The organism is Acidimicrobiia bacterium (genome assembly GCA_009694375.1).
GTDB lineage: Bacteria > Actinomycetota > Acidimicrobiia > Acidimicrobiales > VFJN01 > VFJN01.
The window spans coordinates 85,495-107,683 of the sequence record SHVB01000005.1; the positions used below are offsets into that span (position 1 = coordinate 85,495).

Annotated in this window: 22 protein-coding genes and 1 pseudogene; 8 read left to right on the forward strand and 15 right to left on the reverse strand. The window is 67.0% G+C overall.

Annotated elements, in window-relative coordinates; genetic code table 11:
* Window positions 1–2 precede the first annotated feature (2 nt).
* From EXQ71_05140 to EXQ71_05160, 5 genes are read right to left on the reverse strand one after another with little or no spacing between them, the layout of a single operon-like run.
* A complete protein-coding gene (locus EXQ71_05140; protein ID MSO86887.1) occupies window positions 3–1,007 on the reverse strand; it encodes a patatin-like phospholipase family protein in 1,005 nt (334 codons plus the stop codon).
* A gap of 40 nt (window positions 1,008–1,047) precedes the next feature.
* Complete coding sequence (locus EXQ71_05145; GenBank protein ID MSO86888.1) at window positions 1,048–2,169, reverse strand: nitronate monooxygenase; 1,122 nt, start codon at window positions 2,167–2,169, stop codon at window positions 1,048–1,050.
* 2 nt (window positions 2,170–2,171) lie between these two features.
* Window positions 2,172–3,407 (reverse strand): cytochrome P450, encoded by a 1,236-nt coding sequence (locus tag EXQ71_05150; protein MSO86889.1) that lies wholly within the window; start codon window positions 3,405–3,407, stop codon window positions 2,172–2,174.
* Window positions 3,408–3,409: 2 nt separating this feature from the next.
* Window positions 3,410–4,018: a TetR/AcrR family transcriptional regulator gene (locus tag EXQ71_05155; GenBank protein MSO86890.1), complete on the reverse strand. Its 609-nt coding sequence runs from the start codon at window positions 4,016–4,018 to the stop codon at window positions 3,410–3,412.
* A gap of 33 nt (window positions 4,019–4,051) precedes the next feature.
* A complete protein-coding gene (locus EXQ71_05160; GenBank protein ID MSO86891.1) occupies window positions 4,052–5,485 on the reverse strand; it encodes an aldehyde dehydrogenase family protein in 1,434 nt (477 codons plus the stop codon).
* 68 nt (window positions 5,486–5,553) lie between these two features.
* Here EXQ71_05160 and EXQ71_05165 point away from each other — a divergent pair, with 68 nt between their 5' ends.
* Window positions 5,554–6,654 carry an alpha/beta hydrolase gene (locus EXQ71_05165; GenBank protein MSO86892.1) on the forward strand — a complete coding sequence of 367 codons (1,101 nt, stop codon included), beginning with the start codon at window positions 5,554–5,556 and terminating at the stop codon, window positions 6,652–6,654.
* A gap of 61 nt (window positions 6,655–6,715) precedes the next feature.
* Complete coding sequence (locus EXQ71_05170) at window positions 6,716–7,477, forward strand: SDR family oxidoreductase (protein MSO86893.1); 762 nt, start codon at window positions 6,716–6,718, stop codon at window positions 7,475–7,477.
* 23 nt (window positions 7,478–7,500) lie between these two features.
* On the opposite strand, the gene EXQ71_05175 is transcribed toward EXQ71_05170, so the two are convergent.
* Entirely contained in the window at window positions 7,501–8,697 is a 1,197-nt protein-coding gene (locus tag EXQ71_05175) for a cytochrome P450 (protein ID MSO86894.1), read from the reverse strand.
* Window positions 8,698–8,780: 83 nt separating this feature from the next.
* Between EXQ71_05175 and EXQ71_05180 the strand changes: the two genes are divergently transcribed.
* A complete protein-coding gene (locus EXQ71_05180) occupies window positions 8,781–9,233 on the forward strand; it encodes an SRPBCC family protein (protein MSO86895.1) in 453 nt (150 codons plus the stop codon).
* Window positions 9,234–9,262: 29 nt separating this feature from the next.
* Here EXQ71_05180 and EXQ71_05185 read toward each other — a convergent pair whose 3' ends face one another.
* From EXQ71_05185 to EXQ71_05195, 3 genes are read right to left on the reverse strand one after another with little or no spacing between them, the layout of a single operon-like run.
* Complete coding sequence (locus EXQ71_05185; protein MSO86896.1) at window positions 9,263–9,730, reverse strand: nuclear transport factor 2 family protein; 468 nt, start codon at window positions 9,728–9,730, stop codon at window positions 9,263–9,265.
* Window positions 9,730–10,227, reverse strand: a complete 498-nt coding sequence (fae, locus tag EXQ71_05190) for a formaldehyde-activating enzyme (GenBank protein ID MSO86897.1) — start codon at window positions 10,225–10,227, stop codon at window positions 9,730–9,732. The genes EXQ71_05185 and fae overlap by 1 nt, the downstream gene beginning before the upstream one ends.
* Entirely contained in the window at window positions 10,224–11,057 is an 834-nt protein-coding gene (locus EXQ71_05195) for a hypothetical protein (protein ID MSO86898.1), read from the reverse strand. The genes fae and EXQ71_05195 overlap by 4 nt, the downstream gene beginning before the upstream one ends.
* Before the next feature lie 246 nt (window positions 11,058–11,303).
* Here EXQ71_05195 and EXQ71_05200 point away from each other — a divergent pair.
* Window positions 11,304–11,429 (forward strand): annotated as a pseudogene (locus EXQ71_05200) (hypothetical protein).
* 93 nt (window positions 11,430–11,522) lie between these two features.
* Here the strand turns inward: EXQ71_05200 and EXQ71_05205 are convergent.
* From EXQ71_05205 to EXQ71_05220, 4 genes are all read right to left on the reverse strand, one after another.
* Window positions 11,523–12,863 carry a DUF2252 domain-containing protein gene (locus EXQ71_05205; GenBank protein ID MSO86899.1) on the reverse strand — a complete coding sequence of 447 codons (1,341 nt, stop codon included), beginning with the start codon at window positions 12,861–12,863 and terminating at the stop codon, window positions 11,523–11,525.
* Between the two features lie 107 nt (window positions 12,864–12,970).
* Entirely contained in the window at window positions 12,971–15,268 is a 2,298-nt protein-coding gene (locus EXQ71_05210) for a flippase-like domain-containing protein (GenBank protein ID MSO86900.1), read from the reverse strand.
* 174 nt (window positions 15,269–15,442) lie between these two features.
* Window positions 15,443–16,087 carry a hypothetical protein gene (locus EXQ71_05215; protein ID MSO86901.1) on the reverse strand — a complete coding sequence of 215 codons (645 nt, stop codon included), beginning with the start codon at window positions 16,085–16,087 and terminating at the stop codon, window positions 15,443–15,445.
* Between the two features lie 73 nt (window positions 16,088–16,160).
* Window positions 16,161–16,904 carry an SDR family oxidoreductase gene (locus tag EXQ71_05220; GenBank protein ID MSO86902.1) on the reverse strand — a complete coding sequence of 248 codons (744 nt, stop codon included), beginning with the start codon at window positions 16,902–16,904 and terminating at the stop codon, window positions 16,161–16,163.
* Window positions 16,905–17,051: 147 nt separating this feature from the next.
* On the opposite strand from EXQ71_05220, the gene EXQ71_05225 reads away from it, so the two are divergent.
* On the forward strand, window positions 17,052–17,783 hold the full coding sequence (locus EXQ71_05225; GenBank protein MSO86903.1) for an alpha/beta hydrolase: 732 nt from the start codon (window positions 17,052–17,054) through the stop codon (window positions 17,781–17,783).
* Between the two features lie 31 nt (window positions 17,784–17,814).
* Here EXQ71_05225 and EXQ71_05230 read toward each other — a convergent pair whose 3' ends face one another.
* Window positions 17,815–18,327 carry a DUF4262 domain-containing protein gene (locus tag EXQ71_05230; GenBank protein ID MSO86904.1) on the reverse strand — a complete coding sequence of 171 codons (513 nt, stop codon included), beginning with the start codon at window positions 18,325–18,327 and terminating at the stop codon, window positions 17,815–17,817.
* A 40-nt stretch (window positions 18,328–18,367) separates the two neighbouring features.
* Here EXQ71_05230 and EXQ71_05235 point away from each other — a divergent pair, with 40 nt between their 5' ends.
* Both EXQ71_05235 and EXQ71_05240 read left to right on the forward strand, forming a co-directional pair.
* Window positions 18,368–19,021 carry a nitroreductase family protein gene (locus tag EXQ71_05235; protein ID MSO86905.1) on the forward strand — a complete coding sequence of 218 codons (654 nt, stop codon included), beginning with the start codon at window positions 18,368–18,370 and terminating at the stop codon, window positions 19,019–19,021.
* Window positions 19,022–19,037: 16 nt separating this feature from the next.
* A complete protein-coding gene (locus EXQ71_05240) occupies window positions 19,038–20,567 on the forward strand; it encodes a nitroreductase family deazaflavin-dependent oxidoreductase (protein MSO86906.1) in 1,530 nt (509 codons plus the stop codon).
* On the opposite strand, the gene EXQ71_05245 is transcribed toward EXQ71_05240, so the two are convergent.
* Window positions 20,554–21,039 (reverse strand): glutathione peroxidase, encoded by a 486-nt coding sequence (locus EXQ71_05245; protein MSO86907.1) that lies wholly within the window; start codon window positions 21,037–21,039, stop codon window positions 20,554–20,556. The genes EXQ71_05240 and EXQ71_05245 overlap by 14 nt on opposite strands.
* A gap of 66 nt (window positions 21,040–21,105) precedes the next feature.
* Between EXQ71_05245 and EXQ71_05250 the strand changes: the two genes are divergently transcribed.
* Window positions 21,106–22,170, forward strand: a complete 1,065-nt coding sequence (locus tag EXQ71_05250) for a dihydrodipicolinate reductase (GenBank protein MSO86908.1) — start codon at window positions 21,106–21,108, stop codon at window positions 22,168–22,170.
* Window positions 22,171–22,189: the final 19 nt, after the last annotated feature.

Genomic DNA, 22,189 nt, shown 5'->3' on the forward strand with positions numbered 1-22,189 from the left:
CATCAGCGGTAGGAGCGCTCATGGGACCGGGCGGACGGGCGTAGCGGCGCCGTGCGCTCGATCAGATCGTCGCCCGCCAAGCGCTGACGGGCGGCAGCATGGGCGGCCGTGGCGATGCCCGAGCGCCGGGATGGATCCAGAGAGTTGAGCCCTATCTCCGCCAGCACGGTGGCACCGGGCTGAAACCCCACCACCGGCACACCCCGGCGCCGCAGGCGGCGCGCCTCGGTATCGAGCAACGCACTCGCGAAGCCGCGCATGGCCTGATCGGCAGCCCATCGGGGGCGCCGACCCTGACGGGACATCGGCGAACTCACAATCACCAGATCGAGCGGCCCGGCCTCGAGTAGGACATCGGCGTTGGTGGGCGAGTGGACGCCACCGTCGATGTAGGGGTCGCCGTCGATCGTCACCGGGCTGAAGAAGCCCGGGATGGCGCACGAAGCCGCCACCGCCGCCGACAGGGGCGGGCAGGACCCGTCGCGTCCCAACACCACGCGACGCCCATCGGCTTGGCGCACGGCGCAGATCCACAGCGGCGATTCGGGCCAGGCCGCCGGGTAGAGACGCCCGATGCCCATCGAGATCACGTCGGTGCTCACCGACCCTTCGGGTAGCAGCGTTGCCAACAGCGACCAAGGTCGCGTGGCCCAGGGTCGACGCAGCACCCGGGCCAGCGTGCCGGCCAACTCCGCCGGGGGCCGGCGCTGGCGCGTGGAGCGCAGTGGGAGCGGCGATCCTGGCGGACCGATGCGCTGCGCCAATGCCTCCCCCGCCTCCGAGAGCGGTCGGTCCTGGGCCTGGGCAAGCAGGTCCGCCCCGCTGAACCCCGCCCGCAGTGCCGCTCCGGTGATGGCCCCCGCCGAGGTACCTACGATCACCGCCGCCGATCGCGGGTCCCATCCGGTGGCCTCTTCCAGAGCCGCCAGCACGCCAGCATGGAACGCGCCGCCGGCCACGCCGCCGGCCCCGAGGACCAAACCAATGCGAGGAGGGGCAACGGCCATCGTTCGACGGTAGCGCGCGGGGGGCCAGTTCCGGCTGGGGTTACGCCTCCTGGAGCACGTTGAGACCGTCCACGGAGTCGATGTACTCCTCCACCAGTCGTTGGATCACCGCGGCGGTCTTTTCCACCGAGTTGAGTTGGCCCACCACCTGCCCGACCGGGTTGAACTGCACCGCCTGGGCCTTATCGGCGTAACGGTGGCCCCGAGCCACGCAGTTGCCCGACACCATGTACTGCATCGGCATCGGCAGCGGGTCGGGGGTGTCGGGCCGGTCCCAGGCCTCAGTCCAGTCGCTCTTGAGCATGCGACAAGGCTTACCGGTGAAGGACGCGCTGCGCACGGTGTCACGCGAGCCGGCGTCGAGTAGTTGCTGCTTCTGGGCGGGAGGCAGATCGGCCTCTTCCACCGTGAGCCACAGCGATCCGGCCCACACGCCCTGGGCACCCAGCGCCAGGGCCGCCGCGATCTGGCCCCCGGAACCGATGCCGCCCGCCGCCAACATCGGGGTGGGAGCGATGGCCTTGACTACCTGAGGCCAGAGCACGATCGATCCCACCTCGCCGGTGTGTCCGCCACCCTCGCCGCCTTGCGCGATCACGATGTCGACGCCCGCGTCTTTGTGCTTCATGGCCTGATACGGCGATCCACACAGCGCCGCCACCTTGAGACCAGCGGCGTGGATGTGATCGATGACCTCCGGCGGGGGGGTGCCGAGCGCGTTGGCGATCAAGCGAACCTTCGGGTGGGCCAGGGCCACCTCGATCTGCGGCAGCGCCGACGCCTCGGTCCAGCCGAGCAGACGCATGCGCTCGTCTTCCTCGGGGGGAAGATCAGGCACACCGGCGTCGGCCAGGATCTGATCGGCAAACTGCACGTGGCTGTCGGGCACCATGTCGCGCAGCATCTGGCCGAGCTTCTCCGGATCGAGTTCATCCATGCCCTCGTACTTCCCGGGGATCACGATGTCCACGCCATAGGGCTTGTCGCCCACGTGCTCGTCGATCCACTGGAGTTCGATCTCCAGTTGTTCGGGCGTAAACCCAACGGCGCCGAGCACACCGAAACCGCCCGCCTTGCTCACCGCCACCACCACGTCGCGGCAATGAGTGAAGGCAAAGATGGGGAACTCGATACCAAGGTCTTCGCACAGTTGGGTATGCATGGTCAGTCCTTCCAGGAGGGCGCAGTAGGAGTAAAACGGACCGGCATCGTTTTGATGCCGTTGACGAAGTCGGAGTGAAGGCGGTTGGGCTCGCCCACCAGTTCGAGGTCGGGTAGGCGTTCCACGATCTGGCGCATGGTGGCCCGGATCTCGGCGCGGGCCAGGCTGGCCCCAAGGCAGTAGTGCACCCCGCCCCCGCCAAAGGCCAGGTGATCGTTGGGCGTGCGGCCCACATCGAAAGAGTGCGGGTTCACGAACACATCCTCGTCCCGATTGGCCGCCGCGTAATACAACACGACCTTGTCGCCCTGTTTGATCGGCACGCCTCGTACTTCGGTGTCCTCCGTGGCGGTGCGACGGAAGTTATGGATCGAACTTCCCCAGCGGAGCATCTCGTCGGTGGCCGTGTCCCACAGTGACGGGTCGTCGCGGAGGCGCTGCGCCTGATCTGGGTTCTCGATGATGGCGAGCATGGAGTGGTTGATGAGGTTGCGGGTGGTCTCGTTGCCTGCCACCACCAGCGTGAGGAAGAACATGTTCAGATCGAATTCGTCGAGGCGCTCACCGTCGACCTCGGCCTGCACCAGCAGCGTCATGATGTCTTCGCGCGGGTTGATCCGCCGGTCGGCTGCCACGGCATCGCAGAGCGCGTAGATCTCCATCGCCGAAGCCTCGGGCCCGCCCGGAATCTCCTGGAAGTCGGGATCATCACGCGAGCCGATGAGTTGGTTGGAGATCTCGAACATGCGAGGCCACACCTCCTTCTCCAGGCCGATCATCTCGCAGATCATCTGCACGGGGATTTGCGCCGCGATTTCCTCGACGAACTCCACCTCACCGCGCTCGCACACATCATCGATCACCGCCACGGCGCGTCGTTCGATCTCCTCCACCAGTGCCCCGATCATGCGAGGCGTGAACCCCTTTGACACGAGTCGCCGGTAGCGGTTGTGCCGAGGCGGGTCCATGTTCAGGATCGTGAGACGCAGTTGGGCCAATGCCTCCTCATCGGAGGTGGGGATGAACGTGCCCCCCACTTCCGCGGAGAACCGTTGGTGGTCGTGGCTCACCGCTCGCACATCAGCGTGCTTGGTGAGCGCCCAGAAACCGGTGTCGTCGGCTTCGGGGTGCCAATAGACCGGCGCCTCGGCGCGCAGCCGATCGAACTGGTCATGGGGCTCACCCCGGCCCCAGGTGGCGGCGAGAAGGTTGATCCCCTCAATGTTGGGCTGGGTCATGGTCATCGGGCGTGCTCCTTTTGCGGCTGCGTGGCACCGACAGCCCCCCGGAGGGTGGCGACGGCAGTGCAATCATCAATGGCATTCGGATCGAGGCGGCGCATCATCTCAAGACCGAGCAACACGCCGATCACCGCCGAGCCGAGGGGACGAGATGGCGGCGCCATGCCTTCGTCGCGGGCCCACTCGCCAATGGCGCTATCTATGCCCGCCCAAGCGGCCTCGTAGCGTTGTCGCAAACGGGCGCGCGCCCCTTCATGGCGCGCCGCAAACGACCACAGTTCGTGCTCGAGACGGATCCACTGACCCTCCCCGGTGGGGGGATGGGCCACGTTGCGCCAGAGCGCCGCCAACCGATCATCGAGCGTGGAGGCCGCCGCCAGTTCGGCGGTGATCACGGCCGCGACGTCGTCGGCCCACCCCTCGAGCAGCGCGTATAACAGGCCGTCCTTGCCCCCGAAATGGTCGTAGACCGCCCCGGAGGTGCGCTCGGCCCGCTCGGCAATGGCATCGACCGATGCCCCCTCGATACCGCGCTCGGCGAAGAGTTCGGCGGCGGCGTCGAGCAGGCGTTGACGCGTCTCTGTTTTCCGCTCCCCCTGGGTTGCCACCGAAGAAACATAGCGCTTCCTATGTAACCTGCGCTAGCGGAGGATGCGCCGGGCGATCTTCTCCACCTTGGGCGTGTACGGCGGGTAGAGCAGTTTCAGGTCAGGTTTGGAGCGCTTTTTCAGGACGCTCTTGCGGTGGCTGAACACGTCGAACCCGGCCCGGCCGTGATACGACCCCATGCCGCTGTCGCCCACCCCGCCGAAGGGCAGGTTGGAGGGGAGGAGATGCATGATCGTCTGGTTCACACACACCCCCCCGCTACTCGTGGCGCCAATGATCTCGTCGATCACATCGCCCCGGCCCGCAAACACGTAGAGCGCCAGTGGCTTGGGCCGGGCGGTGATGAACGCCGTGGCGGCGCGGGAGTTCGCCACCCCGAGCACGGGAAGGATCGGCCCGAAGATCTCTTCCTGCATTACCGGAGCTTCGGGAGACGGTTCCACCGTGATGGTGGGGGCCACATAGCCGGCCCCGGCATCCACCTGACCACCGGCGGCGATCGTGCCCGCCCCGGCCGCCAGCAGGCCCTCCAAGCGCCGCAGGTGTCGCTCGTTCACGATGCGCCCGAAACTGTGGCTGGCCTGCGGATCGGTGCCGTAGAACTCGGTGATCTGGGCCGACAGTTTGGTCACCAGTTCGTCTTTCACTTCTTCATCAACCAGCACGTAGTCCGGCGCGATGCAGGTTTGACCGGCGTTGAGAAACTTGCCCCAGGCGATGCGGCGGGCCGCCACATCGAGGTTGGCACTGGCGTGCACGTAGGTGGGCGACTTGCCACCCAGTTCCAACACGGTGGGCGTGAGGTACTGGGCTGCCGCGACGGCCACCACCCGCCCCACCGCCGTGGAGCCGGTAAAAAAGATGTGATCCCACCGCTCGGCGAGCAGCGCGGTGGTGTCCTCCACGCCTCCCTCCACCACCACCACCGCCTCCGGATCGAGGTAGAGCGGCAAGAGGCGAGCCAAGGCGGCACTGCAGGACGGGGCCATTTCGGAGGGTTTGGCCACCACGCAGTTGCCCGCCGCCAGCGCGGCGGCCAGCGGCTCGATAAGCAACTGCACCGGGTAGTTCCACGGCGCGATCACCAACACCACCCCCAGCGGCTCCGGCACGATCCGGGCCGTCGCGGGAGCAACGGTAAGCGGCACCCGCACTCGGGTGGGTTTCATCCACGAGCCAACGTGCTTAGCGAGATAGCGAAGCTCAATCTTGGTATGACCAATGTCGGCGCCGTACGACTCCATCCGGGGCCGGCCCAGGTCAGTGTGCAGGGCCTCCACCAGCTCCTCGGCAGCTTCCTCCATCATGCGCCGCAACCCGGCCAGTTGGGCCTGCCGCCAGGCCAGCGGACGGGTTCGTCCGCTCTCAAAGGTGGCTCGCAGCGATTTGTTCAGCGTCGTGGCATCAAGGGGCACAGGAGAGGAGGCGGTCATCGGGACTCCCAGAGGATCGACGGACATCCCCATTCTCGCACGCTCCAGCCGGTCGCGCACCCGTACCCATCATTGCGAATCTGGCCTACCTTGTTGCCCGCATGACCACCGTTCAACGCCAATCGGTAGCCCTCACCTCCGCCACCAGCACCCTCGCCGGCCACGGCCCTCATCCCTGCCAGGGCATCTACTACCGCCCCACCGGCCCGGCACCGCGCGTGGCCTGCATCGCCACCCACTACAACCTCGACTTCTCCGAGCACTACATGGCCGAACGCCTCGCTGAGCGCGGCATCGGCTTCCTCGGTTGGAACACCCGCTACCGCGGCAACGAGCCGTATTTTTTGCTCGAGCACGCCCTCATCGACATCGGTGCCGGGGTGCGTTGGCTCCGGGAGGAAGCGGGGATCGACACTGTGGTGATCCTCGGCAACTGCGGCGGCGGATCCCTCATGGCCACCTACCTCTCCCAGACCATCAGCCCGTCGATTGAACCGGCGATCGGCCTGCCCCTTCCCGATGCGGTGCTCAACCTCCCCGGAGCCGACCTCTACGTGTCGCTGAATGCCCACCTCGGGCGAGCCGAGGTGATGTCGACCTGGATGGATCCATCCGTCACCGACGAGACCGACCCGCTGTCGGTCGACCCGTCACTCGACATGTTCCAGCACGACGCGCCCTACGACGCCGCCTTCGTGGCCCGCTACCGAAGCGCCCAGGAAGCCCGCAACCACCGCATCACCGCCTGGGTGTACACGGAAGTTGATCGGCTCGCCGCGGCCGGCGCCTGGGACCGGACCTTCAACGTGCACCGAGCGTGGGCCGACCTGCGCTTCGCCGACCTCAGCCTCGATCCCTCCGACCGGTTAGCCGGTTGCTACGCCGGCGACCCTCGCGGCGCCAACTACGGCCCGTTCACCCTCGGGGGCACCAGCACCCTGCGCTCCTGGCTGGCGATGTGGAGCCTCGAAGCCTCGCAGTGCCAGGCCGCCCCCCACCTCGCTCGGATCACCGTCCCCGCCCTGGTGGTGCAGTCGCTGGCCGATCGCGGGGTGTTCCCCAGCGATGCCCGTTCCATCAGCGATGCCCTCGCGTCGGTGGACAAGACCCTGGAATGGGTCCCCGGTGAGCACTACTTCGAGACCGGCGGTCGCGATGAGGTGGCCGACCTTGTGAGCATGTGGATCGGCGACCGAAGCTGACCAGGCGCCGGCGGTGGCCCCGGTTGTCGCCCGCCTCGAAGCCGAGCGCTAAACCAGTGGGATGAGCACGATCGCCATCACCGGGTCGGCGGGCGGAATCGGAGGGGCGCTGCGGGCCCGGCTGGAGGCCCAGGGCGACACCGTGATCGGGGTGGACGTGCGCGACGCGGAGGTGATCGCCGATCTGGCCTCGGCGGTGGGCCGGGCCGCCATGGTGGCGGCCATCACCGAGCAGAGCGGCGGGACACTGGACGGCCTCGTGGCGGCGGCGGGGGTCACCCACGACGACGGTGCGCTGGTCACCTCCATCAACTACTTCGGCGCCATCGCCACGCTCGAAGGGCTCCGCCCCTTGCTCGTTGCCGGGGGCAGCGCGGTGGCGGTGAGTTCCAACTCCACCACCACCCAGCCGGGGTTGCGACTCGCCCACGTGGAGGCTTGTCTGGCGGGCGACGAAGACGCCGCCCGCGCCTTGGCTGGCCCCGGAGTGGGGGCCTACGGCGCCAGCAAACTGGCCCTGGCCCGTTGGGTGCGCCGCCACGCCACCACCGAAGCGTGGATCGGTACGGGCATCCGTCTCAACGCCATCTGCCCCGGGTTCATCGACACCCCTATGACGGCGGGTTCGCGCGAGTTCATCCTGAGCCTCGGCGAGATCTACCCGATCCCGATCGGTCGGGCGGGTGACGCCCGGGAAGTGGCGGGTCTGCTCGTCTACCTGCTGTCATCGGAGGCCTCCTTCTTCTGCGGGTCGGTGATCACCATGGACGGGGGCACCGAGGCCGCCCTCCGGGGCGAAGACTGGCCGCACGCTCTGCCCTAGCCGGTTCGCCCGGCGAAGGGGTACTAGAGCGCGTCGGCGATGAACGGCAGTGTCTCGTAGCGCCGCACGAAGTGTCCGGCCGCAAACGAACCGGCGGCATAGTCGACCGCAAAACGCGGACACCGGACCAGCAGTTCCTCCAACGCGATGCGGGCCTGCAACCGAGCGGCGGCCGCCCCCAGACAGTGGTGGGCACCGTAGCCAAAGGACAACATGGGGCCGATCCGCCGGTCTACGTCGAAGTCCTCCGCGGTGGGCCCGAACTGACGGGGATCCCGATTAGCCGAGCCATAGAGGAGCAACACCTTTTTACCCACCGGGATCGTCACGTCGTGCAGGGTCACCGCCGAGGTGGTGGTGCGGGCCAGACCTTGCACCGGGGCGGCGAGGCGCAGCATCTCCTCCACGGTTGTATCCAACAGGCTCGGATCGGCCAGCAGACGGGCTCGCTGATCCGGCCGGCGCGTGAGGAGTTCGGCGCCGGTGCTGAGCATCCCGGTGGTGGTGTCGTTACCACCGGTCACCATCGTGAAGGCAAAGCCGAGCACCTGCATGATCGGTACATCCCTCGCCCCGGTGGCGACGAGCGCGGAGATGGTGTCCTCGCCGGGGTGGGCCCGCTTCTGGCTGATCAGGTCGCTGAAGTATTCGAACAACTCCCCCACGCTCGCCCCCGCCTGCAGGGGGTCGCCCGCGGCGTTGGCGGCCACGATGCCTTGAGTCCAGGCGTCAAAGCGCCCCCAGTCGGTCTCGGGTACCCCGAGATAATACGCCACCACAAAACTCGGCATGGGCTTGAACAGATCGGCCACCACATCACCCCCACCGGCGGCGCGGAGGCGTTCAAGACGCTCCACCACAAAGGTCCGCACCGCCGGTTCGATCTCCTGAACATGCCGGGGAGTGAACCCCTGGCCCACCAATCGACGAAAGGCGGTGTGTTCCGGCGGATCCATCATCACCATCGGGGCGGCTTCGGCGAGGCCCGCTTTGTTGCGCTCGTCGTAGGTGAAGGTGAGCCCCTCGGCCGAGGAGAACGTGCGGGTGTCGCGCACGGCGGCGAATACATCGGCAAAGCGCGACAGCACCCAATAGTCGAGTTCCTCCGCGTGGTGCACCGGATCGCCATCGCGTAAACCGGCGTACATCGCCCATGGGGAGCGCCAGGACTCACCACTGCAGGGGATGAACCTCGGACGGGTCGACGGATCGGAATCCATGGTGGCCGACTGTGGCACAGATCCTCTGCCCAAGCCGGAGCGGCTATTACCGACCTCTGCCCCCCAGAGGCTAGAACCTCCCCATGCTCACCGCCTCCACGACCACCATCATCCGCCGCCCGGCTGCCGACGTGTTCTCGGCGGTGGCCGACATCACCCGTATGGGCGAGTGGAGCCCCGAGTGCACCGCCGGCCGCTGGGTTGCTCCCGCTACGGGCCCAGCCCTGGGTGCCCAGTTCGAAGGCGACAACATCGCCAAGGTGGGCCCCATCACCCTCAAGAAGTGGACCACCACCTCCGAGGTAACCGAGTGCGTGACCAACCAGGTGTTCGAGTTCTTCGCCGAGGGGTACACGACCTGGCGCTACGAGTTCGTGGAACGGGATGGCTCCACCTCGGTGACCGAGTCCTGCAGTTATGCGCCCAGCGAGGGGTGGAAGAAGTTTGCCTACGAGACCGTCCTTCGTCGGCCCCAAGTGGTGGCCCGCGGCATGGAGCAGACCCTCGCCCGCCTCAAGACCGCCCTCGAACGCTAAGGAAGGAAACCCCCCACGCCGCCGCCGCGCTAGCGGGGCGGGTCCGGGAACGCGAAGGACTCGACGCGCGCACCGGTGCGCGCCAGCGAAGTGTACCGACGGTCGGCGATGCGCCAGTGGCCGTCACTACGCCGATATCGATCCCGGTAGAGGCCGTAGGCCTGGGTCCACTCCCCGGCATGATCGTGACGCAACTCGCAGATGTACACCCTCCCGGTGGCGGTGGCCTCCCCCGTAAGTTCGACCACCGCGTTGAGAATGGCAAACTCAAAAAAGGCAAACCCCTCCAGGCTCTGCTCGATGAAGGTCGCAATCGCCTTGGGACCAGTGAGCGTGAAGGCCGGGCGCGTGCGGGTATCGATGTGCACCGACGCGTCGGCATCGAAGAGGGCTACCACCTCATCCCAAGCCCGCCGGGTAACGGAATCGCCGTAGGCGCTCTGCAACCGATGCACGGCGACCACCGAGCGCGTCCCCGCATCGTCGAGTTCGCGCATCAGGCTGGACGGAAGAAGGGGTTCCAGGCCAACTCGCGCTGGGCCACCACGTCAGCCGCCTCCGGCAGGCCTGCTCGGCCCAGGGCCAGCGCGCCGGCGGTGGCTTCCCGGTTGTTGGCGAACACCACCTCGGCGTCCCGAGCCAGGGGATCGACCCACACCGCCGCGATGACCACCAGTGATGGCACCAACCCCTCGGTGATCGTGCCGGCGACGACCGCATCGGCCACCCCGGCAGCCACCCCGGCCTGCGCAGCACCCCAGGTGAGCCGGGCGTGCTCGTCGCCGTCGATGCGGGCCTTGTTCACGAAGAGGGTGAAGGGCACCACCGGCAACCCTGGCCGCAGTACCACCACAAACGGGGCGTGCCCGGCGGTGGGGGTGGCCAGGGCGGTGGCCCAGGCCTGGCCGACCGGCCCGTCTCGAAGACCCAGCACGGTGTTGAGGTGGGCGGCGGCGGCCCCCGAACCCACGAAACATTCACCGATTTCCATCATCCGGACACTCCCCCGGGGTGACGGCGTCCATAGCGAATCTCTTTCAGCACATCCGAACTCATGGTGCCCTCTTTCGTGTCGTAGCCCAACAAGACAACCAACCGTGCTGTGGGGCCTTGCACGGGGGTGACCCGGTGCAGGGACCCCCGTCCCTCGAACACCACGAGGGTGCCGGGAACCATCGGGACGGTGGTGATCAACTCCGGGGCCTCGCCCGCCAGCACTCGTCCCACCGTGTCGTAGTGCTCATCGGCTTCCTCACTTACTTCCCCGCGCAGACAAGGCACGTTCTGGAACTCGCCCCCGCCATCGCTGGACTGAAGAGCCAGCGACACGACGAAGTCTGTTTGGTCGAAATGCCATCCGAGGGTGTCGCCCTCGTGCATCACGGTGAGGTTCATCGCCCCCAACGGATCGGCGTAGCGATAGAGGGGGGCGCGTCCGAGTAGCCGAGACACGAAATCCAGCAGGGCGTCCCACTCGAACAGCGCCCGTAAGCCCGAGGTGGCCGCCAAGAAGCGGTCGTAGGCCACCGTGTGCACCGACGACCGGGCCCATGCCCGTCGGGGGTGGTCCGCTGGCCAGGCCTCAGGATCGGGAACTTCTAGGTACGGAGTGGACTGCACATCCTGGCGGTGGGCCCCCGCCGCCAGGCCGTCGCTTTCCTCCACCAATGCGGCCAGGACGTCGTCGCGCAGAAAGCCGGGCAAGATCGACACCCCGTGCTTCTGCAGTTCGGCGGCGTGGTGCCCGATCACCGATGCACCCGCACCGGTGGGAGACAGCACCGGATAGCGACCGAGATCAACAAGCGCGGCGGGGTCCGGCACAGGCGACAGCCTATGACCCCCTGGCCTGCTCCCACCGTTCGGAACTGGTCCGGGACGGGCTGGTGAGACTGCGGGACGCCCTCGCGGTGTCGAGCGACCCCGAGGACTTACGCATCGCCCTCTCCCAGGCGGGCGGCGGCAGCGCCTTCGGAGGGCGCCGGGCGGTTCGGACCCGGTGACCGCCCCCCAGCAGCCGTCGCGGGTGATCCCCGAGCGGCTGGCCCCGATCCTCGCGGCGGGCGCCCGCTGGTGGCGCGCTTCGAGGCCGACGGCCACCACCTTTACCTGGTGGGCGGCAGCGTGCGGAACCTGGTGCTGGGCCGTCCGGTCGGGGGTGACATCGACCTCACCACCGATGCCCGGCCCGAGCAGGGCGTCGACGCGGAAGTTGGCCCGGATGAACGCCAGCTCGGCACCGCAGCCGAGTTCGACCGAGGCCCCGAAGGCCAGGGGCCTGCAGTGCGGTTACAGGTCGGCAACGGGAACGCTGCCATCCGCAATGGCTTGCACGAGTTCGGCGTGGTCGAGCTCGTTCTGAATGGTCACGCGATCGGCGTACTCCACAATCGCCCGGTCGAACACCTCCGAATCCCTCCCCAGATAGCCGCTGATGGCAGCGGGGTCTCCCGAGCGGGCGTGCGCCCGGGCCAGCACTTCTCCGCAGCGCGCAATGTAACTGGTTAGTGCGGCGGCCGGAATCGTGGCGGGATCGATGCTCCCCTTCATGTCGGCTAGTTGGCGAACGTAAGTTTGGAAGTCCAACGCTTGGCTGTGGCCGAGGAAGAGGTCGCTGGCGGCCTGCATGCGGCGCTGCCCGTCGGTCACCCGCTTGCCGTTGTGCTCAACGGTGGGGGCATCGGGAAGGATCGCGAGCACCGAATTCACAGCCTGTTTGATCTGAAGGAACAGCGGCGCCCCGGTGGGGTCGATGAGCAGCGCCACGAAACAGCGAGTACCCACACTGCCTACCCCCACGACCTTGCGGGCAAAGTCCACCACCTCGTAGCGGGCCACCAGTTCGGCCCGCTCAGGAGGGAGGGACGACAGATACCCGTTGTACAGGCCGAGAAGGGCCTCGGGTTCGTTAGTCAGGATGTTGAGATGGTTGATGAGCGGGGGGTTGTCGACGATCCTGTACGAGCCGTTTACCTTGACCGCTAATTTACGCAGCAGCCGGTCTGAGGTTCGTTTGCGACTGGCGGCGATCGTGGATTGGAACGAAACCTCCCGCAACTGTTCCAAGGCCGTGGCTCGCACGTTTTCGGGTACGAGTTGCTCGTAGAACACATCCACCAATGATTGTCGGGCGTGGCGAGCCATGCCCGTTCGGTAGGCCGTCACGCCAGCGTGCACCGCTTCCTGGCCCACCGAGCGCGGGAAGCCGCGCCACTTGGCCACAATGGCCGCGCTCGCTGCGAGCCGTTTGACGTCCCACTCCCAAGGCCCAGGAAGTGTCTCGTCGAAGTCGTTTAGGTCGAATACGAGTTTACGTTCCGGGGTGGCGAAGAGCCCGAAGTTGGTCAGGTGCGCATCGCCGCAGACTTGTACCTTCTGCCCAGTGATCGGCGTCTCGAGTAAATCGAGGGCCATGACCCGGGCGGCTCCTCGGAAGAAGGAAAATGGGGAATCGGCCATGCGCTGCATGCGGATCGGAACCAACTCGGGGACACGGGTGGAGTTTTCCTGCTGGAGCACAGCAACCGGATTGCGTCGGTTGGCCGCCGGCACCCACTCAGCGTGGGACGACCGGGGAACCTCAACGCGCCGCGAGCGGCCCTCTTGCGTGCTGGCCTCTACTTTCGTCATGTGATCTCCTGTAGGCAACCGAGGCTTCAAAACTTAGGGCTCGCGGCGCTGGCGGACCAACGCCACGAAGGCCAATCCTGCGGATTAAGCGGCGTGCCGGCGGCGGCTTAGACAAGATCTGATCGTTGCACTCGGGCGAGGAACAACCAGCAGGGCAGAATGGGCAACCAATAACTGAACAGACGGAACACCAGCACAATAGCGGCGGCCTCCCCGGCTTCTACCCCCAAGCCCACGAGGCCGGCGATGAGGGCGGCTTCGATAGCACCGACGCCACCGGGGGTAGGGGCGGCGGAAGCGATCGTGGTGGCAGTGATGTACATGGCCCCCACGGCCGCAAAACTCAATGAGGTACCGAACGCCTCGATCGTCAACGCGAACGTGATGATGGAGGCGAGTTTTCCGGCCAGCGCTCCGGTGAAGAGCAGCAGCAACTTGGAAGGCTGGTGGGCGAGCGTCCGTAGATCCCGGAAGGCGGAGGCGAGGTTTACCCGGAGGTATCGGAGCAACTTGCGCCCCTTCGCAGTGGCATAGACAACTCCCACCACGGTCAGGAGCACGAGGGCCACTACCGCGAGAAGCATTCCCGCGGGGAACGACACGTTGATGGCGCTATTGGAGCTCCCCACCCAGGTGAAGAAGACGAGCGCCAGGACCACTTGCACCACCCCCGACGCGGCACTGGTGATCGCCACACTGGAAGCGGAGTTGACCAGCGGAATGCCATTGCGCTGCAGATACCGGGTGCGCAATGCCATCCCGCCGGCGTTGGCGGGGGTGAACCGGTTCAGGAAAGCCTGGGCAAACATCACCTCGGTGGTGGGAAGGAAAGCGATGGGTCTTGGGACCGCCCCCATGAGGCTGACCGCCCCGGCGGGGTATCCGAGCAGCGGAATGACTAGGAGGAAGGGGAGATAGGCCGGGTTGGCCCCTTTGATGGCCGCCCAGATTTCGTTGATGTTCCCCAGCAACGTCAACAGAACGGTGGCCAACAGCAGGGTGGCGACGAACACGATGAGCTTGCGGAAACTCAGCCGCTCAAGTTTCGCCATTTCGTAGGTGTCCACCTGGGCGACCCGTTGTATCTCCGTGCGAAGTTCGCTGAGCAGGTCCTTGGTTCCGCGCACCGCCGCTCGCGTCTCGGGATCCAGGGACAGAGGTTGGATGAGCGGGAGGGTGACACCCAGTTGCTGGGGTGAGAAGGCTGACGCCGCTGCCACGGAGCGAGTGACGCCATGGGCGGCGGCCACGGCGATGAGCATCCCGGCGAGATCCTGGGCCAGGTGACTTTCGGTGGCCGAGAACCTTGCCCAGCGAAGGTCAATGAGGCTCACCGTCTGATCAGGTCCGACCCAGATGTGGTGCAGGCTGGGCCAGCCGTGGGTGATCCGAGCCTTGTGCAGCATGCTGAGTTGATCGAAGGCGCCCCGGAGCAGTTCGTCGGATGGATTGTCGATGGTGTCGAGGCCTTGGCCCTCCACGAAGTCCATTACCAGCATCGCCCCGTACTGCGGGGCACTGGCGACCGCAACGGGGTGGGGAATCGACGCGCCAGCGCGAGCGGCGAAGAGCAGGTGGAGGGCCTCGTTGTTGATGGTCTCCGAGACCCCCACGGCGGTTCGGTTGGCGGGGCTGGCCACCCTCAAGGCACGCCAGGCGCGCATCAGTAACTTGGCGTCTCGCTCGTCGCGTCCTACGAGCTTGATGAATCGTCGGCGGCCGTCGGCCCCCGTGGCCTCGTAGGTGGGACCGTGACGGTGACGGGTGGGGGTGAGCGTCACCGTCATAACCGGCTCGCCCGCCGCTATGAGGGCGGCTTCGATGTCGGCCACTGGCGGCGAGCGCAGGGGTGCCCGGGCCACCACCATCACCAGCGAGCCCATGAACACGCCCGCGGCGATGCCGGTGAGCAGGCCGACGGGGGTTTCCAGGGCGGTGACCACCCGGGCGAAGGAGATCACCGCCACGCTGGACCAGATCAGCCGTCGCCAACCGCGGGGCAAGTCGGGGGACAAGACGGTGGCGGCGGCGGCCGCAGCGGCTAGATAGGTCCCGGAGGGGAAGGCTGCGCCCGTCACCCAGGACGGTTGCTCGCCGGCGGCGATCACCTCGGAGGGAACCGCTGGGGCCCGGAAGGGGGCGGTCAAGACGGTGGCGACGACCGTAGCGGCGGCGGCTCCGGCGGCTAATACCAACTCGCGCCAGCGGCCCCGGCGGACGAGCATCAGCACCACCAACGGGGCCGCCACCGCCGCCAGTTGGACCAGTCCGACCACCAGTTGGGCCAGCGAATCGGGGAGGGCCGCTACCAACTGAACGAGGTCCTCGGAGAGACCGAGGGTTTGACCCGAGTACGCAACGCTCATGGCCGTGAAGGACAGCCAGATCATGGCAGCGACCACCATGCGGGCAACATCGGCCGGATGGCGAACCCAGGTGACCCTGGGTTGAGGTGGTCGGGTATCGACAGGAGTTGGTAAGCGGGCCACGCCAACTCCTTTCGGTCAGGGCGCGCCCTCAGAGTAGCGATTGGCGAGTCAACCGGGCGCGTCGGCTACCGCCGAACCCGCCACCGCCACTTAGCTGGGGAGCACGTCGCGCAGTGACATCACCAGGAAGACGCCGATGATCGCCTCGTTCACGATCCACGAGTGGGTGGTGGTCCAATGACGCAGGCGTGGGAGGTCGTGCTCAGCTCGATGCCCGAAGGCGAGAAGGATGAACAGCGGGATGCCCGCAAGCATGACGGTTGCAGCCACCAACAAAAAGATGGTCACCCACGGTTCGCCCTGGCTGGCCAGCACGTTGGCCACCACGAACATGGTGATGACATCGGTAGGCATCACTAGGAAGAGGATGAAGCCGATGCGAAAGGAGAAGCCTGGCCTGGCGTCCTGCAACTTACCCATCCAGGAGGGTGGCTCGGACCGGCTTCGTCGCCGGTACACCACGAGGGCCAGCACCAGGAGCAGGACCACCACCGCGATGTCGAATGCCTGGCCGAGAGCGAAAGGCGATCTCGAGCTCTGAGCATAGACGGCCGCCAGGTAAAACACCGACATGGCGATGGTGGTGGCGGCGGTCACCCCCGCCAGGAACGCCGCGGAGTTGGCTTTGGCCCGCTGGCTGGTCGCCAGCATGATGGCGGTGATCATCTGCGGGCCTGCGACCATCACGATGGCCATGGGCAAGATGCGTAACGGGTTCATACCGGCGGCCTCCATCGCTCAACGCGAACCTAATGGTGGGAGCCAACCCCACGAGGGGTTTGGGGATCAGGATCGGCCGGGCCCTGGGTTAGGCCCAGCCGCCGGCATACGCCACGAACTGGCCGGTGGTGAAGCCACTGGTCCCATCGACAAAGGCCATGCAGAACGCAGCGAACTCTTCCATCGTGCCGAGCCGTCCCATCGGCACCTGGGCCTCCACGCGGGCTCGTACCTCAGGGTCGGTGGCCCCCGAGGCGGCCAGGAACTCCGGGAAATCCATGAAGTTCGTGCCCACGGCGTTCACCTGCACCCCGTGACGCGCCACCTCGGCCGCCACGTTGCGGGCCAGCATCGTGGATCCGGCCCGGGCCGCTGAATACAACGGCGCTCCGGGCGTGGGGCGGGCTCCGGCGGCACTGGTGATCAGGAGGATTTGCCCGGAGCGCTGTTCGATCATCGGGTCCACCATCGCCTTGAGGAAGTGGTAGGGGCCTTCCAGACATCCCGTGAGAACGGTCCGCAGGTCTTCGATGGTGGAGTTGGTGAACCGACCCGTCACGATCTGCCCGGCGAAGGCCACCGCTGAGTCCACCCGACCGAAGCGGGCCAGGGCCGCTTCCGCCAGGGCCGGGGCGGACTCGGGCCGCGCCAGGTTGCTGACGTTTGGTACTACTTCCACCGCCGCGCCGGCGGCGTGAACTTCGGCTACGAGTTCCGGGGTGGGATCCCCGAGCACGAGGTCATGGCCCCGGGCGGCGAGGTGACGAGCCAACTCCGGACCCACGTAATGACGCGCATCTCCAATCACCGAAACGCGACGAGCGCCGGACATCAGACGCGACCGCCATCGTTCACGGGCTGCTCGGTTAGTAGCCGAGGGGGGCGGGGACGCTGATGTTCCGGCATGGCAGGGTCCGATCGCAGTAGCGGGGATGGGTGGGCTTGCGCAGGGTTCTAGCGCAGAAACTAGGTTCGGCGCGTGATCGTTTTTGTCCACGGAGTACCCGAAACCGCCGCTATCTGGGACAGCATCCGCAGTCGCTCGTCTCGGCCCTCGCTCGCTCTGGCGATGCCGGGATTCGACTGCGCCCGTCCCAACGGTTTCGGGGCCACCAAGGACGACTACGTGCACTGGTTGCTGGGCGAGTTAGATCCCCTCGAGGGGCCGATCGATCTGGTGGGTCACGACTGGGGGGCCGCCCTCACCTACCGGGTGGCGACCGCCTTCGGCGACCGACTGCACTCCTGGGCCGCCGATGTGGGCAACATCATCCACCCCCGCTACCAGTGGCACGACTTCGCCAAGATCTGGCAGACCCCCGGTGATGGCGAGGCGTTTGTAGAGAACACCGACGCCCAGACCCCGCGTGAGCGAGCCGGCCCGTTCGAATTCATGGGCGTTCCGGCCGCCGATGCGCTGGCCATGGCCACGGCCTTCGACGCCACCATGGGGGCCTGCATCCTCGATCTCTATCGGTCCGCTACCCCCAACCTTCACGACCATTGGGGTCCGTGGTCGCCCACGGTGGCCCCCGGTTTGGTTTTGCACGCCAGTGACGATCCCTTTGGTGATGAGACATTGGCGATGGAGGTGGCGGCCGCATTGGGAGCGCAGTTCGCCACCATTACCGGGGCTGGACATTTCTGGCCCTACCAGTACCCGGCGGAGGCGTTGGCGGTGTTGGACGGGTTCTGGGCGTCGCTGGACTGACGGTGACATCGCTTGGATGCCGGCATCCCCCTTAGCCCGGCGGTTCGGCAAAGAGCAGTTGGTGCGCCACCAGATCCGATGCGAAGCCCGGTTCAAAGGGGAGCACCCCGGCCCGATCGGGCCAGGCCAGCTGCACCATGTCGAAGTTGTCGGGGGGGCGGCCGGCGAGTTGTTGATGCTCGGTCAGCGACGGAAAGAGGGCGGCGTTAGCGGTGGCGTCGAGCGGGAGGAGTGCGCACGGTTGGCCTCCGTCGAGAAGCCCGATGAACGACGCGCCAATGGGCAACTCGCTGCCGGCCGCCAAGGCGTCGACCACGAGATCGAAGAGGCCGCGGCAGGCCACCGGGGAGAGCCCCACCACGCAGAGCTCGGGAAATCCGAACCGCTCCTGGATACCGATGGTGTAGGCGTAGCGAGGGAACGGCGGGTCCAGATCGGCCCGGGTGGGCACCGCATCGAGTGCCCAGCCCTCGCGCTCGAGCATGAACACCACCTTGTCGCGATGGCTCATGTCACGGTCGGGGAACACATCTTCGCCAGGCATGCCTGACAGCCTGACAGAGCGCAGCCCCTACGCTTGGGGTATGGACCTGGCCGAGGCGCTGTGCAGCAATCCCTCCGTCCGTGAGTTCACCGACGAGCCGGTGTCCGATGAGGAGGTGGCGGCCCTGCTGGAGGTGGCGCGGTTTGCCCCCAGCGGCGGAAATCGCCAGCCCTGGCGGGTGGCGGTGATCAAGGAACCGTCGCTGCGGCGGGCGCTGGCGGACCTGTGTGGCCCGGTGTGGTCGGAATATCTGGCGGAGGGAATCACCGGGGCCACGCCGTTCTCGGTGGTGGGGCCGCCGCCGGAGATCGAGCCGCTCGGTCCGCAGCCCAACCCGCTGCTCGACGCCATCGAATCGGTGCCCGTTGTGTTGGTGGTGGCCGCCGATCTTGGGCAGATCGCCATGATGGACAAGGACCTGGCGCGGGTGCCGCTCACCGGGGGCGCATCGGTGTACCCGTTCGTGCACTCGATTCTGCTGGCGGCTCGTGATCGCAACCTCGGCGGGGTGATGACCACCTTCTTGGCCCGGGCCGAACCGGCGGCCGCCCCGCTAATGCGCCTTCCGGACACCTGGGCGCTGGCGTCGATGGTGTTCCTCGGGCATCCGGTGAGGCGGGCCACCAAACTCACTCGCCGCCCCGTGAGCGACTTCGCCGTGATCGACCGGTTCGACGGGGTGTCTTTTGGCTGAGGATGACCGGACTGGAATGACCGTGGCCATCACCGGAGCCACTGGCTTTGTGGGATCACATACCGTGGTGCGTCTGCTGGCGCACGGTCATCGCCCTCGACTCCTGGTGCGCAACCCGGCTAAGGCCGCCAGGGTGCTGGGGGCGCTGGGGGTGGACATGACCCGCCTCGAACTCATCGAGGGCGACATGGTGGACGCCCAGGCGGTGGCGCGTCTGCTCGACGGCGCCGACGCCGTGATCCATGCGGCGGCGGCCGTGGCGGTCACCGGCACTCGGGCCGACGGCTCGGCCCAAAACGTGGTGGGTGGCGAGGTGGTGCTGGGAGGCGCCGCGGAGCGGGGCCTGGACCCGGTGATCCATGTGTCTTCGGTGGCCGTCTTCATCCCGCCGGACGGGTCGGTCATCACCGCCGATAGCGCGCTGGCCTCGCCCCGCACCGCCTACGGGCGTGCGAAATTGTCGGTGGAGCGTTTCGCCCGGGGATTGCAGGAGGAGGGAGCCCCGGTAACCACGGTGTACCCCGGGGGCGTGGTGGGTTCGCACCAACCCACCCACGACTCAATGATGGAGGGCCTCGCGGGAGCCCTGAGTGCGGTGTGGCCGATGCCCCGCAGTGGGGTGGCTCTGATCCACGTGGAGGACCTGGCGGAGGCGTTGGCCCGGATGGTGGTGGTCGGGCAGGGACCGCGCCGGTTGATGCTCGGTGGCGACTTCCTTACCTGGACCGACTTGGCCGATCTGTGCGACGAACTCACGGGCGTGGCGTGCCGGCGGGTGGTGGTGCCCGACTGGCTGATGATGGGGTTGGGGGCGCTGTTCGATGTGGCACATCGCATCGGCTGCTCCCGCTATCCCCTCACGCGAGACGGCGCTGAGATCATGGTGTCGATGGTTCCCACCGACGACTCGGACACCGAGACCCTGCTCGACCTCACTCGGGTTTCGGTACGCGATTCCGTCGAGGAGGCCTTGCGCTGGTTGGCGGCGGAGGGATATCTGGCGCCGCACCATGCCGGCCGGTTGGCGCCGGCCGGGTCACCGCCCGCCCGGCCGTCACGCTGGCGTTGGTGGCAGGCATGGCTGGCGCGTCGGGTGGTGCACCCGATCGCCAGCAGCGCCGCGTTTGCTCGGATCGGCCCTCGGATCTTCCCGCCTCTCGACCGGGCGGTGCACAAAGTTACGGGCGGCCGGATACTCACAAGCCAGTTGTTCGTGGACTCGTTGGTGCTCAGGACCACTGGGCGGCGCAGCGGGGAAGGGCGCGACGCCCCCCTTGCCTGTGCCAGCGAACCCGGGGGCACCTGGCTGGTGGTGGGCAGCAACTTCGGCAAAGAGCATCACCCGGCCTGGACGGCCAACCTCCTGGCCAATCCCGTGGCGCGGGTGACCCGTCATGGAACCTCCGTGGCGGTGGTGGCCCGCTTGCTCACCGATGATGAACGGGAGGAGGCGTGGGCCAGGCTGCGTGACGTGTGGCCAATCTATGACCGGTACGAGGATCGTTCGGGCCGCTCGCTGAGGGTGTTTCGCCTCACCCCGTCTTGAGGGCCGCTTCGATGTCGTCTTTGATTTTTTCCGGCGGGGTGTTGGGGGCGTAACGCTTGATCACATGGCCATCACGGCCGATGAGAAATTTGGTGAAGTTCCATTTGATGCGGTTACCGAACACGCCGCTCTTGGCCTGGCGCAGCCACTGGAACAGGGGGTGGGTGCCAGATCCGTTCACCTCGATCTTGGCGAACATGGGGAACGTCACGCCGTAGTTGATCTGGCAGAACTCCTTGATCTCCTCGGCATCGCCGGCTTCTTGACGAGCGAACTGGTTGCACGGGAAGCCGAGCACCACCAGGCCCTGTTCCTCGTACTGCTCGTACAGTTTTTCGAGGCCGGCGTACTGCGGGGTGAGGCCGCAGGTGGAGGCCGTGTTTACCACCAACACGGCCTTGCCCCGATAGTCGGAGAGGTTGACTTCCTGTCCAGTGAGAGATGAGGCGGTGAAGTCGTTCAGGGTGGTCACCGGAAGGAGTGTATGCCCCCGGGCGTGGAAAGATGTACTGATCTTGTGGCAGCAGGGGACGAATAGATGATCGATACGGTGGTATGGGGGACCGGCAACGTGGGGCGGGCGGCTATTCGTGCCGTGGTGGCTCACCCGGGACTTCGGCTCAGCGCGGTAGTGGTGCACAACCCCGAGAAGGTTGGCCGCGACGCGGGGGAACTGGCCGGGATGGATGAGGTCCTGGGGGTGGTGGCGACCGACGACGCAACGGCGGTACTGGAGGCGGGTCCGAGGGCGGTGGTCTACGCCGCGTCGGGCGACGTCCGGCCCGACGACGCGCTGGCCGATGTCGCCTGCGCCCTGCGGGCCGGGGCCGTGGTGGTCACCCCCGCGATCTATGCGCTCTACGACCCGCGCTCGGCACCCAGCGAGGTGCGCGATCCGGTGATCGAGGCCGCTGAGCAAGGAGGTTCGGCCTTGTTCGTGTCGGGCATCGACCCGGGCTGGGGCAACGACATCCTCCCCCTGTTCGTGGCTGGCCTTGGGTCCACTATCACCCAGATCCGCTGCCAGGAGATCTTCGATTATTCCTCCTACGACCAGCCGAATTCGGTGCGTTACCTCGTGGGCATGGGCCAGCCAATGGATTACCAACCGCCCATGGTGGCCCCCACCATCCCCACCATGGTGTGGGGCGGGCAAGTGCGGCTCATGGCCCGCGCTCTCGGCATGGAACTCGACGAGATCCGCGAGACCCTCGAACGTCGACCGCTCGAGCACATGGTCACCAATGTGATGGGCGATTTCGAGGCGGGTACCCAAGGGGCTCTGCGCTTTGAGGTGCAGGGCATCGTGGGAGGTCGGCCGGTGATCATCATCGAGCACGTCACGCGCATCAGCCCGACCTGCGCCACCGACTGGCCGATGCCGCCCGACGGCGGCGACGGTGCCCACCGGATCATCATCGAGGGCCAACCTCACATTGAAGTGACAGTCGAGGCCACCGACGAGGGCGGCAACCGGGCGGCGGGTGGCAACGCCACGGCGGTGGGACGACTGGTGAATGCCATCCCGTTCCTGCGAGCGGCCGAGCCGGGATTGTACGACGCCCTCGACGTGCCCTTGCTCCCACCCTCAGGCCGGTTCTGAGCGCGGTTGTACCGGCACT